This window comes from Clostridioides sp. GD02377 (genome assembly GCF_045899875.1).
GTDB classification, from domain to species: Bacteria; Bacillota; Clostridia; order Peptostreptococcales; family Peptostreptococcaceae; genus Clostridioides; species Clostridioides difficile_A.
Genome location: NZ_JBJODA010000027.1, coordinates 1 through 14030 on the forward strand (window position 1 = coordinate 1; position 14030 = coordinate 14030).

At 33.5% G+C, this 14030-nt stretch carries 14 protein-coding genes and 1 pseudogene; all 15 read left to right on the forward strand.

Features of this window, described 5'->3' with window-relative positions:
• Positions 1 to 575 (forward strand): annotated as a pseudogene (locus tag Q3304_RS18620) (hypothetical protein); the annotation flags it as partial.
• Between the two features lie 13 nt (positions 576 to 588).
• Entirely contained in the window at positions 589 to 1821 is a 1233-nt protein-coding gene (locus Q3304_RS18625) for a phage minor capsid protein (protein ID WP_407814813.1), read from the forward strand.
• Positions 1814 to 2095, forward strand: coding sequence for a hypothetical protein (locus Q3304_RS18630; RefSeq protein WP_407814812.1), 282 nt, complete (start codon positions 1814 to 1816; stop codon positions 2093 to 2095). The genes Q3304_RS18625 and Q3304_RS18630 overlap by 8 nt, the downstream gene beginning before the upstream one ends.
• A 130-nt stretch (positions 2096 to 2225) precedes the next feature.
• Positions 2226 to 2798, forward strand: a complete 573-nt coding sequence (locus tag Q3304_RS18635; protein ID WP_407814811.1) for a hypothetical protein — start codon at positions 2226 to 2228, stop codon at positions 2796 to 2798.
• An 11-nt stretch (positions 2799 to 2809) separates the two neighbouring features.
• Complete coding sequence (locus Q3304_RS18640; RefSeq protein ID WP_407814810.1) at positions 2810 to 3883, forward strand: phage coat protein; 1074 nt, start codon at positions 2810 to 2812, stop codon at positions 3881 to 3883.
• A gap of 4 nt (positions 3884 to 3887) precedes the next feature.
• Positions 3888 to 4220 (forward strand): hypothetical protein, encoded by a 333-nt coding sequence (locus Q3304_RS18645; protein ID WP_407814809.1) that lies wholly within the window; start codon positions 3888 to 3890, stop codon positions 4218 to 4220.
• A gap of 1 nt (position 4221) precedes the next feature.
• A complete protein-coding gene (locus Q3304_RS18650) occupies positions 4222 to 4656 on the forward strand; it encodes a hypothetical protein (RefSeq protein ID WP_407814808.1) in 435 nt (144 codons plus the stop codon).
• A gap of 6 nt (positions 4657 to 4662) precedes the next feature.
• Positions 4663 to 5010: a minor capsid protein gene (locus Q3304_RS18655; protein ID WP_407814807.1), complete on the forward strand. Its 348-nt coding sequence runs from the start codon at positions 4663 to 4665 to the stop codon at positions 5008 to 5010.
• Positions 5007 to 5438, forward strand: coding sequence for a chloramphenicol resistance protein (locus tag Q3304_RS18660; RefSeq protein ID WP_407814806.1), 432 nt, complete (start codon positions 5007 to 5009; stop codon positions 5436 to 5438). The genes Q3304_RS18655 and Q3304_RS18660 overlap by 4 nt, the downstream gene beginning before the upstream one ends.
• 2 nt (positions 5439 to 5440) lie before the next feature.
• The gene (locus tag Q3304_RS18665; protein ID WP_407814805.1) at positions 5441 to 6241 is read left to right on the forward strand and encodes a hypothetical protein; all 801 of its coding nucleotides are present in this window, start codon (positions 5441 to 5443) and stop codon (positions 6239 to 6241) included.
• A 49-nt stretch (positions 6242 to 6290) separates the two neighbouring features.
• The gene (locus Q3304_RS18670) at positions 6291 to 6653 is read left to right on the forward strand and encodes a DUF6673 family protein (protein WP_407814804.1); all 363 of its coding nucleotides are present in this window, start codon (positions 6291 to 6293) and stop codon (positions 6651 to 6653) included.
• Positions 6653 to 7261, forward strand: coding sequence for a bacteriophage Gp15 family protein (locus Q3304_RS18675; protein ID WP_407814803.1), 609 nt, complete (start codon positions 6653 to 6655; stop codon positions 7259 to 7261). The genes Q3304_RS18670 and Q3304_RS18675 overlap by 1 nt, the downstream gene beginning before the upstream one ends.
• Positions 7262 to 7440: 179 nt before the next feature.
• Positions 7441 to 8079: a DUF4236 domain-containing protein gene (locus Q3304_RS18680; protein ID WP_407814802.1), complete on the forward strand. Its 639-nt coding sequence runs from the start codon at positions 7441 to 7443 to the stop codon at positions 8077 to 8079.
• A 99-nt stretch (positions 8080 to 8178) separates the two neighbouring features.
• Positions 8179 to 13218, forward strand: a complete 5040-nt coding sequence (locus Q3304_RS18685; RefSeq protein WP_407814801.1) for a phage tail tape measure protein — start codon at positions 8179 to 8181, stop codon at positions 13216 to 13218.
• Positions 13219 to 13273: 55 nt separating this feature from the next.
• Positions 13274 to 14008: a distal tail protein Dit gene (locus tag Q3304_RS18690; protein ID WP_407814800.1), complete on the forward strand. Its 735-nt coding sequence runs from the start codon at positions 13274 to 13276 to the stop codon at positions 14006 to 14008.
• Positions 14009 to 14030 lie beyond the last annotated feature (22 nt).

A 14030-nucleotide genomic window follows, 5' to 3' on the forward strand; every position in this document is an offset into this window, starting at 1 on the left:
CAGAAATAAAGACTAGTAAGCAACGTCTATATTCTACTGTAACAGATATGCAAAAATCGTTAGAGGATGCTTTAGAAGGCTTGATTTACTCTATAGATAAATGGTCTATTTTAGCAGGATTTACACCTAGTTTGAAGTATGAAACAACGTTTAATTGGGATGATAGTGTTATTATAGATAAAGATTCAGAGCTTTTAGCAATGCAACAGGATGTAGCATCAGGGTTGATTAGACCCGAGTTATACATAATGAAGAAATATGGAGTTACCGAGGATGAGGCTTTGAAAATGATGCCCGATACTAGCGACTTGATAGAGGATAATGCTTTTAGCGATGAAGTGAATACTAATGCAACTAATAACTCAGATGCTTCTTTGAATGAAGAGAAGATAGTTGATGATGCCGAGGACGTAGCAGGAAAAACTTTAAATGGCGCTCAGACTCAATCGCTTATATCTATATTAACCCAATATTCAGCTGGTGAACTTACTATAGGTCAAGCTATAAATGTCATATCGATTTCGGTAGGTGTTACAAAGGAAGAGGCTAGAAAGATTATAGAAGGTACGCAGTAGGAGAGTGAAATAAATGTTGCAACCGAATGAACTTAAAGAAATTCCAGGTTATTTTGTTGATTTATTTCAAGCCTTAGAGGACTTTATAATAGCGGATATTGCAAGACGTATTGCAAAAGCTGGGAATATTACAGACATGGCGGAGTGGCAAATAATAAGGGCAGAAGAGACTGGAATGGCTGATAAGGTTATAAAAAAGAAAATTGCTGAAATACTCGGTATATCATTTGATGCGGTTGATAAATTATTTGAAGAGAATGCTATAAAATCTATTGAAAGTGATAGTGTTTTGTATGAACATGCTAAGTTGACACCGATACATTTAAGTGAGTCAGAAGAACTTAGAAGATATGTAGATTCAGCAAAGGAACAGACAAAGGGTACTTTAAAAAATATGACTGGTACATTAGGGTTTTGCACTATTAGAAAAGGTAAAGTTATTAGTAAGAAACTTACAGAAATATATATAGAGTCTTTAGACCTGGCGCAATTTCAAGTTAGCACAGGAGTTTTAGATTATAAGACAGCTATTAAGGGAGCGGTTAAAAAGTTAGCTGATAGCGGACTTAGATTTATAGACTACGAAACTGGATGGGCTAACAGGATAGATGTTGCTACTAGAAGGGCTGTACTGACTGGAGTTAATCAGATGTCTCAACATATTAATAATAAAGTTATAAGTGATTTGGATACTGATATAGTTGAAGTTACAGCACATAGTGGGGCAAGGTGTGAGGGTGCAGGCATTAAAAATCATAAGAAATGGCAAGGTAAATGGTACAGTCTAAGTGGTAAAAGCACGAAATACCCTTCTTTGAAGGTTGTTACGGGCTGGGGACAGGGTGATGGTCTAGGGGGCTGGAATTGTTCTCACCAATTTTATGCAGTTGTTCCTGGCATATCTGTTCCAGCTTATTCAAAAGAGCAATTAAAAAATATAGACCCACCCGACATTGGATACAAGGGGAGAACTTATACGCATTACCAGGCTTTACAGTATCAGCGCAAAATTGAGACGGCTATGAGACAGACTAAGAGACAATTAATTGCTTATGAGTCTGCTGGTCTTAAAGATGATTTTACAAATGCAAGTATAAAATTGCAAAGACAGAAACAAGAATATAGAGAGTTTAGCAAGGTTGCTAAGTTGAGATTGCAAAACGATAGACACCAGGTATTGGGATATAATAAGAGCGTCAGTCAGAAGGCTATTCACGCTAGTAAAAGGGAGAGAAAAGATGGGTAAGTATAGAAAGAAGCCAGTTGTTGTTGAGGCTTTTAAATGGTTAGGAAATATAGAACAAAAGGAAGAGCCAGCATGGATAATTAGGGCTATTGAAAGTGGTAATGTTTGGATTGAACAAAGTCTAGGGGAATTATCTCCACGCATGTATATAAGGACACTCGAAGGTATACATGAGGCTAATGTAGGTGATTACATTATTCAAGGAATAAAAGGGGAATTGTGTCCATGCAAGGCTAATATATTTAGAGAAACATATGAGAAAGTCTTATATTAATAAGGCTTATTTTTATGCTTAAAATACTTGATTTATTTAAATAGATGTCTACTAAGCGACGTAAAAAGTTAGACAATGCGTGAGGCTACCACGTAAAAAGCGTAATTGTAAATAGAAATAGGAGGGCTTTATGAAAAGAGAGTTTTTAAAAGGTTTGGATTTAGAGGACGAGATTATAGAAAAAATCATGTCCGAAAATGGGAGGGATATAGAGAAGTATAAAAAAGAAGTTGAGAAGAAAAAAGAAGAATTAGAAAGTAAAGAAACTGAACTTGAAACAGTCAATAAAAAAGTTTCTGAATTAGAAAAGATTGATATTGAAAGTATGAAAAAGGAGGCTAATGACTGGAAAAGTAAAGCCGAGCAGGCTCAGAAAGATAAAGAGCTAATTGAAAGTCAAATGTCAGAGCAGACTTATAATTTAAACTTAGATAATTATTTAAGTAATTTTAAGTTTTCTAGTAATCTTTCAAAAGAGGCTGTAAAAATAAAAATGAAAGAAAAAGGGCTTGAATATAAAAACGGTGCTTTCGAGGGGGCTGAGGATTATATAAAAGAATTACAGGCAAATGACCCTGGAGCTTTTATAAGCGGAAATAATATTCCAAAAATTGTTGGTGCAAGTGGCGGAGGCGCTGGAGAGACTAAGGTTAGCTTGATGGAGCAAATGATAGCAAAGAACAAAGAAATGTTAAGTATATAGGGAGGTAAAAGATGGCGTTATTTGATAGTAAAAATTTTAATGGGGAAGTGTTTGGGCAGTATGTTGAAACTGTACCTAATCTAAAAAGAAATGAATTAATAAAATCGGGAGCAATAAAGCCGAGGGATGACTTAAAGACGTTGTTTTCAGAACAAACGGGTGCGGTTTATGGTACTATACCTATGTTTGGAATAATAGATGGTGATGCTGTCAATTATGATGGGCAGACGGACATAGTTGCAAATACAACTAAGACATTCTCACAATCTGTTCATGTTGTAGGGAGAGCAAACTCTTGGGTTGAAAAAGATTTTAGTAAGGATGTAACTGGCGGAGTTCCATTTATGGAAAATGTAGGAAATCAAGTTGCTAAGTATTGGGACAATATAGACCAAAGAACCTTGTTAGCTGTTTTAGAAGGTATTTTCGCAATGACAGGTTCAAAAAATTTAGAATTTGTTAATAATCATACTTTTGATGTAACAAAAGAAGTTGACGCAGAAAATCAAAAAGTTAAAGCTGAGACTCTTAATACCGCATTACAAAAAGCTTGTGGAGACAATAAAGAGGCTTTTTCTCTTGTTATAATGCACAGTGTTGTATCAACTAACTTGGAAAATTTAAATCTTATGGCAAGGCTAAAATATACAGACCCGCAAGGAATTGAAAGAGAATTAAAACTCGGTACTTGGAATGGAAATATAGTTTTGATTGACGATGGTATGCCAACTAAGGAAGTTGCTGAAAGCTCAGAGGGCGCTGGAGATGGATATACAGAATTTACAACATATGCGTTAGGAGATGGGTCTATACACTTTGTAGATGTTGGAGCAGAAACCCCATACGAAATGGATAGAAACGCAATGAAAAACGGGGGGCAAACTTATCTAATTAGTAGACAAAGAAAAGTATTTGCACCTTTTGGAATTTCATTTACTAAAAAATCAGTTGCGACTCTTTCTCCAACTGATGCAGAGCTAAAAAATGGGGTTAACTGGGAACTTGTGAATGATAATTCAAGTGGGTCTAAAACTTATATAGACCATAAAGCTATACCTATCGCTAGAATTATTTCGAGAGGGTAGACTTATGAATATTTATGCTGATTACGAATTTTATAGCAGTCTTGGGGGATTTATTCCTCAAGACAAATTCAATAAATATGCAATAAAGGCTACTAAGTATATAGACTATAATACTTTTAATAGAGTAAAAGAAGTTACAGAAGATATAAAAATAGCAACATGTGAAATTATAGACCTTATTTATTTATATGAGTTAGAAGGCTATAAAGAGATACAGTCTGAAACGGTAGGAAGTCACTCGGTTACTTACTCAGCTGGAAATAAGACTATAGACAAACTTAAATATGATGTACTAAAAGCATATTTACCTCCCGAGCTTTTGTATAGGGGGGTTTAATATGTTTTTTGGAGATTATCTTACTTTATATAATAAGTATCAAGGCAAAGATTCTGATAAAACAATTTACAAAAGAACTTATTTATTTGGTGTCGACTATCAAGGGGCTAAAAATGTGACTGTTACAGAAAAAGGGCTTTTGAGTGCTGATAGTGTTAAAATTTTAGTGCCTTTTTCAGTAATTGCTAGGGGGAAAATGTATATAGACCCTTTTGCTTATAATAAATTAAGTGAAATTGAAAAAGAACACTATTACACTTTTAGAACTGGAGATATAGTTGTAAAAGGAATTATTGGTTTTGATATAACAAGCGACAAGGGTTGCATTTTAAAAGATTTACAAAATAAATTTGATGATGTCAGTATTATAAAATCAGTCATTAAATGCGATTTTGGAAGCATGAAAATGAGACATTTTGAATTGGAGGCAGAATAAGATGGGATGAATGTAAGTGTAAATATAGACGCTAATAAAATAATGAGGGCAAGGGGATTAGAGCCTAATGGCAAAGCACAGAAATTTTTTACACATGAAGTTAGAAGACTTTCAGACCCGTATGTTCCAAAACAAACAGGAACTTTGAAAAATACAGCTAGGGAAGAAACTAATAAGATTAAATATATACAGCCTTATGCTAAAGTTCATTATTATAATAATGCTGGGCGTGGTTCGGAAGGTGCTGGAGCAGGAGGAAAAAGAGGAAAGTATTGGGACAAAAGAATGATGGCAGACAATAAAGATGAACTAATAGGGTCTGTTGCTAGGTTCATTGGAGGTAGTAGAGAGTGACTATAATTGAAAGTATTAGAGAGTTTATAAAGAAGTGTCCCTGTTTGGATGAATTTGCAAAGAGCATAAATGTTGAATTTTTAAGCGAGGAATTTACTTCTTATACATTAGAGACTGTGCCATCAGAAACAATCGTCAAAAGATTTGTGAATGGAGACTCTATAAAGCAATTTATATTTATATTTGCAAGTAGAGAATGTTATGGGTCTGATGTTATGCAGAATATAGAAAATAGCCAGTTTTACGAACAATTTGCGGACTGGATATATAGAGAAAATTTAAGTGGTAATTTGCCTATTTTGGCTGGAAGCAAAGAGTCAATGTCGCTAGAAGTAAGTACTCCAGGTTTTCCTGTCCAAACAAGCATAGATACAGCGCAATATCAAATACAAATGAAATTAAAATATTTTGAAAAAGGAGAAATATAAAAATGGCAGGAATAGAAACAATACAAAGATATAAAATTGCGGATTATTTAGGAATTTTAGGAGATGACGGACAAAATTCTTGGGAATTGATGGGAGCTGGATTTAATACATTAGACGAGAACCCATCCGCACAAAGTGACTCTAAGACATATATAAACGATAAAAATAGTACTAGTGCTATAAAATCTTACCAAACGCAATTCCCGTTTGAGTCAGATTTAATTAAAAGTGAAAAAGCCATAATGGAACTTTACAAGGTAGGTAGAGACCAGGCGACTGGCGCAGATGCCGAAAGAGATTATTTAAGAGTAGAATTATTTTTGCCAATTGATGGTAAAGATAATACTTTTAAAGCTAGAAAATTCAGAGTATCTGTAGAGGTGGGTGGACTTGCGGGAGCAGGAGGAGAAACAATTATTGTCAGCGGAAACTTAAATAGTGTTGGTGATTTTGTAGATGGGGAATTTAACACTCAAACAAAGACTTTTACGGAAATTGGAGAGGAAGCCCCTCCGATTGAAAGCCTAAAGGTCTTAACTGTAAATTCAGTGGCTGGGGCTAATGCAGGGGATACAAAAATAACGGTTACTCCAGTTGTCGAAAACGGTAATAGTTATAAATATAAAACTGGGGCAAGTGTTTCAGTTCCAGCGCTTAATGCGGACTGTTCTACTGGATATATAACTTGGGATGGAGCTGAGGATATAACAGTGAATGAAGGAGATAAAATATTAGTAGTAGAAGTTAATGCGGAAAATAAAGCTAAAAAGGCAGGAATAGCAACTATTACAGTAAAAGAATAACTTTATAATTTATTAATATAGTTAATTAGAAAAAAGGAGAATGAAAAAGATGTTAATTAATAATGTAGAACTAGAAGATTTTGATATATATGATGCTGATGAATTTGAAAAAGTTGAAAAAACAATAGATTTAACTATTGCTGAGACAGGAAGAGTTGAAAAAGAGGCAACTAAAGGCTATGAAATGATTAGGGGCGTATGTAATTCAATTTTTAAATGCTTTGATGATATTTTTGGAGAAGGTGTATCATTTAAAATGTTTGGAGATAAGAGAAATTTAAAAGTATGCTCAAATGCTTTTTTTGAATTAATAGAAGAAGTAAATAGACAGAAACAAGAAGGTCAAGAGTTTTTCGCCTCTAAAATTTCAAAATACGCACCAAACAGAGCGCAACGCAGAGCTAAAAAATAATGAATATGTTAGTAGACACACTACCCGAAAGTGTTGAAATTGACGGAGAAGAATATGTAATCAATACAGACTTTAGAATATCAATTCTGTTTGAAATGATGATACAAGACAACTCCATGAGTGACGAAGAAAAAGGGGAGAATGCACTTTCTTTGTATTATCCGATAATCCCTAAAAACATTGAAATGGGCATAGATAGAATTATTTGGTTTTATTCATGCGGAAAAGAAGAAAGTAATATAGCTGATGATTCGCAGGGTGGCACTCGTGGGTCTAGTAAGAGTCAAATATATTCATATGATTTTGACGATGAATATATATACTCAGCATTTTTAGAACAATATAGAATTGATTTGCAAGATGTAGAAAATCTGCACTGGTGGAAATTTAAAGCGTTATTTAAATCTTTAAAAGATGATACTGAAATCGTTAAAATTATGGGATATAGAGCGATGGATATAAATAGAGATATGTCAAAAGAGCAAAAAGAATTTTATAGGAAAATGAAAAAGATATATGCAATACCACTTCCTCGAAACGAAGTTGAGAAAATAAACGAAATTGAAAAAGCATTGTTAAATGGTGGAGATATTAGTAATTTATTATAAAATCTATTGTAAATATAATGTATTAATATTGTAAACACAATATATTAGCATTGTAAGTATAATATGTTTATAATGGGGTATTTGTTGGTCAATATACAATTTAGATAAATAACATTCTCTACACCTTCCGAATTGAGGTATAATTAATACATAAGATATTTTAATTCGGGGGTGTTACTATGGGTTTTAAGTTTAGAAAAAGTATAAATCTAGGCGGAGGATTAAAGTTAAATATTAATAAAAATAGTGTCAGCGTCAGCGGGGGAGTTAAGGGCGCTAGGGTGTCGGTCAATTCTAAGGGGAAGGCAACAACTACGGTTGGAGTGCCTGGAACTGGCTTATATTATCAAGAAACTACAAGTCTGAGTGGAAGTAAAAAGAAAAATAAGGGAACTAGTAGCTCGGAAAGTAATAGACAAGCGCAACAATTATTAAAAATAATAAATGATTGTGCAAATATAGTTAATACTACAAAAGACCCTAAAATCTTTTTTCAAAGATATGATATGTTATTAGACAAGTCATATGCTTTAGTTGCAATAGAAGATGATTTAAGTTTTTCGGGTCAATCTCCAAGCAAAATGCTAGACAATATAATAGCTAAAAAAACTGATACTATAAATGATTTTTTAACTAGATATTATGATGAAATGTCTAGCAAATTAAGAGGATTAAAAACTGAAAAGGCTCGCATGAACAATGCTTATAAATTTTCTAGCTTGGCGATAGATTACAAAGAGCGATTAAATAATGACAATAAAGCTAAACTTAATAAGCTATATAAACAACTATTAGAAGATGTTAAAAGACAAGATTAATTGAAAAAAGATAATAAATAATATTCAGATAAAGCACTTACTTTTTAAAAAAGTAGGTGCTTTTTTAATGCAAATTTATAAAAAGAAGGGGGTGGATAGATGGCAGATGGTTCTATTATTATAGATACCCTTTTGAATACCGAGGATGCAGAAAAACAATTAAATAACTTAGCTGATACTATGAAGAAGAAAGCAAAGAGCGCTTTAGCAATGGCTGGAATTGGAGCTAGTCTTGGAGCAATAGGAAAACAAGCTATTGATTTTGGGGATGAATATCAGAAAGCGATGAATGGCTTTGAGTCAGCGACAGGAAACGCAGAAGCTAAAACAAAAGGTTTTGGAGAAGCACTACAACAAGTATATGCTAATAATTTTGGCGAGGATATGGGCGATATAAGCGAAGTTATGAGTTTAATATCTCAAAAACTCGATGGAATAGACGCTAGCAATATTCAAGAAGTGACTGAAAGCGCAATCATGATGAGAGACACCTTTGACATGGATATTGGAGAAAGCTTAAATGGTGTCAACTCTATGATGCGCCAGTTTGGAATTAGCGGGAAAGAGGCATATAATCTTATTGCACAAGGGGCGCAAGAAGGGCTAAATCAAAATGACGACCTCGGCGACCAGCTGGCAGAATATTCGACATATTATTCAAAGCTGGGATTCTCGGCTGAGGAAATGTTTAACATGATGAAAAACGGGGCTGAGAGCGGAGTTTATCAAATAGATTATTTAAATGATGCCTTGAAAGAATTTAATATTAGAACTAAAGATAATTCAAACGGAACTAAAGAAGCTTTTGAGGCGCTTGGTCTTAATGCTGATGAACTAACCAAAAAATTTGCAAATGGCGGAAGTAGTGCAAAAGAAGCTTTCCTCCAGGTCACAACGGCTTTAAATTCTTTAGATGATAATGTACTAAAAAATCAAATAGGCGTAGCGTTATTTGGAACTAAATTCGAGGATTTAGAAGTAGAAGCAGTAACAGCATTAACAAATATAGATGGAAGTATCAGTAGTTCGAAAGATAAGCTAGGGGAAATTAATAAGATAAAATATAATAGCTTTGGGCAGGCTCTAGTAGGAATTGGAAGGCAAATGCAAGTTAATTTACTTTTGCCCATTTCAGAAGGATTACTCCCTGTTTTAAATGACCTGGCAAATAGATTTGCTCAAGCTTTTCAAAATGAAAATACTAAAAATGCTATAAGAAGCACGGCAGAAAGTATTGGGGGACTAATCGGAACAGTTGTAAAATTAATATCTTTAGCATTAACTCCACTTATTAGTGTAATAACCTTCCTAGTCCAGCATGGCAGTCTTGTAGCTCCTCTAATAACTGGGATTGGGGTTGCTTTCGCAGGTTTAAAAATAGCTGGTATTGTAAGGGCTATGCAAAAAAGTTTCTTAGATGCCCAACTAGCCGTAAGGATTTTCACTTCGGGAGTATCTGAGTCGGGAACTAGACTAACACTGTATCAAACAATCGTTGGGTTAGTTACTAAAAAAATAAGTTTAGCACAAGTTGCCACGAATTTATGGAAGGGAGCGCTGATGGCACTTGGTGGTCCAGTTGGCGTAGCTATAGTTGCAATAGCTACATTAACAGCCGTTGTTGTTTCTTTGTGGAAAAATAATGAGGCTTTTAGAGATGCGGTTATAAAAATTTGGAACAATATTAAAGAGGCTGGAGCTAAAATATTTGGGCAGATTGCTAAGTTTTTTACAGAGACAATACCACAAGCGCTAAGTAAAGCTATATCCTTCATTAAAGATAATTGGCAAGGATTATTATTAATGCTGGTTAACCCTTTTATTGGAGCTTTTAAGTTAATATATGATAATTGCGAAGGTTTTAGAAATAAAGTAAATTCTATTTTTAATAAAGTTATTGAAGTTCTAAAAAATTCTTTAAATTTTATAAAAAGCAGTTGGCAAAAAATCGGAAGCATGTTAATAACTCCTTTTATAAATGGCTTTAAGTCTATATATAATAGTTGCATAAGTTTTAGAAATAAAGTTTTCAGTTTTTTCTCTAGTGTTGTAAAAGGATTCCTTGTCTTTGGAAAAAACATTATAACTGGAATTGTGAATGGGCTTATAAGTGGCGTTGGTGCAGTCGTAGATACTGTTAAAAATATTGGTTCTCTTGTTGTTGGTACTTTTAAGAAAGTGCTGAGAATACATTCTCCATCAAAAGTAACTACAGAACTTGGAGAATTTACGGGGATTGGATTTGCAAATGGTATAAAGAATACTAGTAAAGATGTTGCGGAAGCGACAAAAGACTTAATAAGCGCCATGGAGCAGAACCTCGAAACAAATAAAAGTAAATTTGAAAAGATTTGCGAGGCTATAACTACAGCACTAAAAAATCAGTATGAAAGTCAAAAGGATATACAACTAAAGGCACTTGACGAACAATTAAAAGTTGAGGAAAAAGCATCTAATGACAGATTAAAAGTTTATGAAAAAGAATACAATGAGAAATTAAAATATTTAGATACAGAGACTAGTGAGAAAACTAATGCTATACAAGAACAGATTGACGCTATAGACAAGCAAATAGAAAAAGAACAGAAGGCAGAAGAAGAAAAAGCGTACAATGAAAAAATAAGCGACCTTGATAGAAAGCTTGCAACAGCTAAAAATCAAAAAGAACGAGAGAAAATTCAGCAGGAAATAGCAGAAGCTCAAGCAGATAGACAAAAGAAATTATTAGATGAACAAAGACAACAAGAAAAAGACAGATTAAAAGAACAGATTGAAAATATAAAAACAGAAGCTAACAGTAAAAAAGAGCAATACAAAGAAGAATATGACAAGCAAAAAGAAGCTGAAAGCGAAAAACTTGAATTATTAAAAGACTCTAATTCTAAGAAAAAAGAAGAAATTGAAAAATACTTTAGTGAACTTTTAGAAGATACAAATATTCAAAATGAAGCTAGAAAGTTACTTTTACAAAAAAATTCAGAGGAAATTATAAAACTTTTAAGTGAATATAATCCACGTTGGCAGGATGCAGGGCAGAGCTTGGCGGATAGTCTGTTAAATGGTGTCAACTCTAAAAAGCAATCCATCCAGGAGGCTGTAAAGGAAGCTATTAACTTAAAAGAGATTATACCAGCTCAAGAGAGGGAACTTGATAGATTAAGAAAAAAACTAGAAGAATATGAGAAACTAAAAGAAAGTGCTAGCGCTTCAAATTCAAGCGATAGTGGACTAAATAGTTCTTCAGACTTGGCAAATTCTTCAGACCTTGAAAGTGCTGATAGCGGACTTAATGCTGAAGAATTAGAAAAATATGCAGACGGAGTCGACGATATAAAAACGTCAGTCGAGGGACTAGACCTGGTTAGCGATGAATTAGTAAAAGGGACAGTCCCCAAAATTGGAGATTCAGCTGGAAAACTATCTGAAAGCATAAAAAATGGATTTGCGGGAATTGGAGATTTTTTCGGCGGAATTGAAAAATGGCTAAGGGACACAGATAAAAATATAAATGAGTGGCTTGCTAGTGCAAAAAATTCTATTGGAGATTTTTTCTCTAAAGTAAAAGATAAATTCAAAGAAGGAATTGAGGGTATCGGTGGATTTTTCGGAGGACTTGGAGATAGGGCAAAGGAAGGTTTTGCAGGTATAAAAGACAAGGCAGTAGAGTCTTTTAGCGGACTTGGAGATTGGTTCAAAGAAACTGGAAGTAAAATAGGAGATTCGCTTGGAAGTGGACTAAAAAGTGGTTTAGACTTTTTTACGAAAACAGTCCCCGAGTGGTTTACAGGGCTTGGAGATAAAATAAAAGAAGAATGTGGAAAAATAGGAGAAAAAATATCAAGCTTTTTTAATGAAACCATGCCAATCATAATTAACAACATAGTAGAATGGTTTAAACAAATTCCATACAACATCGGTTTTATAATAGGGTCTGTTGCTGGTTTTTTTGTTGATTTAGGAGCTAAACTGTATGCTTGGGCGACAGAAACATTACCCGAAATAATTAATAGTATTGTGGAATGGTTCGCAAGCCTTCCTGAAAAAATCGGGGAATTTCTCAGCATGATTTGGGAGAATATAACGCAGTTTTTTACAGAGCTACCTGGCAAAATTTCGGAATGGCTCAATACAGTGATAGAGACAGTTGCTAGTTGGGGTGAAAATTTAAAGCAACAAGCAACAGATATATTTAATCAATTTGTTGATAATGTGTTAGTTCCGCTTTCACAACTCCCAGCGAGAGTATGGGAAAGATTTACAGATATTATGAGTAAAGTTGGAGAGTGGGGTTCTAATTTACTTCAAAAAGGATTAGATATAGCAAGTAAATTCTTAGAAAATGTAATGAAATTCTTCTCAGAGCTTCCAGGCAAAATTAAAGAAAAATTAGACGACATAATAAAAAAAGTGACCGACTGGGGAACTAATCTGATAAATAAAGCACTTGAAATTGCAAAGAATTTCTTTAATAGTATATATAATATCGTTAGTCAGCTCCCAGGTAAATTTAAAGAGTGGCTAGACAATATTATAAGTAGTGTTATAAGTTGGGGAACTAATCTAGTCAAAAAGGCTAGTGAAGCTGGGAAAAATATGGCTAATGCAGTTGTAAACACTTTGAAGGAATTACCAAACAAAGTATTAAATATTGGAAAAGACGTCGTAAGGGGCTTGTGGGAAGGTATTACAGGAATGGGCAGTTGGCTAAAAGACAAGGTCTTTGATTTTGCTGGCGACGTTATAAAAGGTTTTAAGGATGGATTTGGGGTTCATTCGCCTTCTTGGATAACACGAGATTTGATAGGTGTAAATCTTGTAAAAGGCGTTGGGGTCGGGATAGATAAAGAAGCTCCAAACCTTGAGGCAAAATTAAATAAAAATATATCAAGGCTTACTAATAAATTAAAAGCTACTGTAAACTTTGAAACGTCTAAAATGCAAGCTAATATTATTGCAAACACAGATTTTAAAGCAGGTAAAGAAAGTTCTTTAATGAGTAATAAAAATAATGAAACATCAGATAAAAATGTAGCTGGAATTGAATTAAATATAGAGAATTTTAACAACAATAGAAAACAAGATTTAGAAGGTTTCTTTAATGAGATATTATTCTTAGCAAAAAGAAAAGGGCTTGTATAAACTCCCCCTTTTCTTTTTTTATTCTTTTCAATGTTGAAAAAGGAAGGGGGATTACATGTTCTTTATTTATAATGGCAGAGATAGTAGGGAATTTGACTTGAAAATATACAATATAAACGACTTATCAGCTCCACAATTAGAAGTTGAGAAAGTAAGTGTACCAGGTCGAGATGGTGACTTATTATTAGAAAAAGGATACGGAAATTTTGTATTAACAATAGAATGCGACATAGACGCAAGGCGAAGCAATATAGAAGAAGTTGCAACAGAAATAAAAAAATGGCTACAGAGTGATATATCATATAAAAAACTTTTTTTAAATAATAGTGACTTCTATTACTTAGCTAGTTGCAATAATAAATTAGATATATCAAGAACTTTTAAAAATTTTGCATCTTGTCTAATAACTTTCGATTGTTATCCATTTAAATTTTTAGAAGATGAAATTATAGATATAGATGTAAAAAACAATAGAGAAATTACTATTACCAACTTCTATAGAGAGTCGTCCCCTATTTTATTTATAGAAGGAATAGGGGATATAAAGATAAAAATAAATAAACAGACTTTAGAATTGAGAGGCATTGCAGAAAATGGAATTTTAAGCGATTTAATAATAGACTCAGACTTAATGAATGCCTACAGAGAGAATAAAACAGAAAATATAATAGTAAATGAAAATTCTAAAATGTTTTCTGACTTCCCTGTACTTAGTAAAGGGGAGAATTATATTACCTGGGAAGGGGATTTGAAAAGCTTAAAAATAAATCCTAAATGGAATATTTTATAATATTATATAGCGCTTAAATGGA

Bases quoted from the DNA above. Each gene is read 5' to 3' on its own strand.
- Q3304_RS18625 (WP_407814813.1), top strand. From the start codon at position 589: ATGTTGCAACCGAATGAACTTAAAGAAATTCCAGGTTATTTTGTTGAT.
- Q3304_RS18630 (WP_407814812.1), top strand. From the start codon at position 1,814: ATGGGTAAGTATAGAAAGAAGCCAGTTGTTGTTGAGGCTTTTAAATGG.
- Q3304_RS18635 (WP_407814811.1), top strand. From the start codon at position 2,226: ATGAAAAGAGAGTTTTTAAAAGGTTTGGATTTAGAGGACGAGATTATA.
- Q3304_RS18640 (WP_407814810.1), top strand. From the start codon at position 2,810: ATGGCGTTATTTGATAGTAAAAATTTTAATGGGGAAGTGTTTGGGCAG.
- Q3304_RS18645 (WP_407814809.1), top strand. From the start codon at position 3,888: ATGAATATTTATGCTGATTACGAATTTTATAGCAGTCTTGGGGGATTT.
- Q3304_RS18650 (WP_407814808.1), top strand. From the start codon at position 4,222: ATGTTTTTTGGAGATTATCTTACTTTATATAATAAGTATCAAGGCAAA.
- Q3304_RS18655 (WP_407814807.1), top strand. From the start codon at position 4,663: ATGAATGTAAGTGTAAATATAGACGCTAATAAAATAATGAGGGCAAGG.
- Q3304_RS18665 (WP_407814805.1), top strand. From the start codon at position 5,441: ATGGCAGGAATAGAAACAATACAAAGATATAAAATTGCGGATTATTTA.
- Q3304_RS18670 (WP_407814804.1), top strand. From the start codon at position 6,291: ATGTTAATTAATAATGTAGAACTAGAAGATTTTGATATATATGATGCT.
- Q3304_RS18675 (WP_407814803.1), top strand. From the start codon at position 6,653: ATGAATATGTTAGTAGACACACTACCCGAAAGTGTTGAAATTGACGGA.
- Q3304_RS18680 (WP_407814802.1), top strand. From the start codon at position 7,441: ATGGGTTTTAAGTTTAGAAAAAGTATAAATCTAGGCGGAGGATTAAAG.
- Q3304_RS18685 (WP_407814801.1), top strand. From the start codon at position 8,179: ATGGCAGATGGTTCTATTATTATAGATACCCTTTTGAATACCGAGGAT.
- Q3304_RS18690 (WP_407814800.1), top strand. From the start codon at position 13,274: ATGTTCTTTATTTATAATGGCAGAGATAGTAGGGAATTTGACTTGAAA.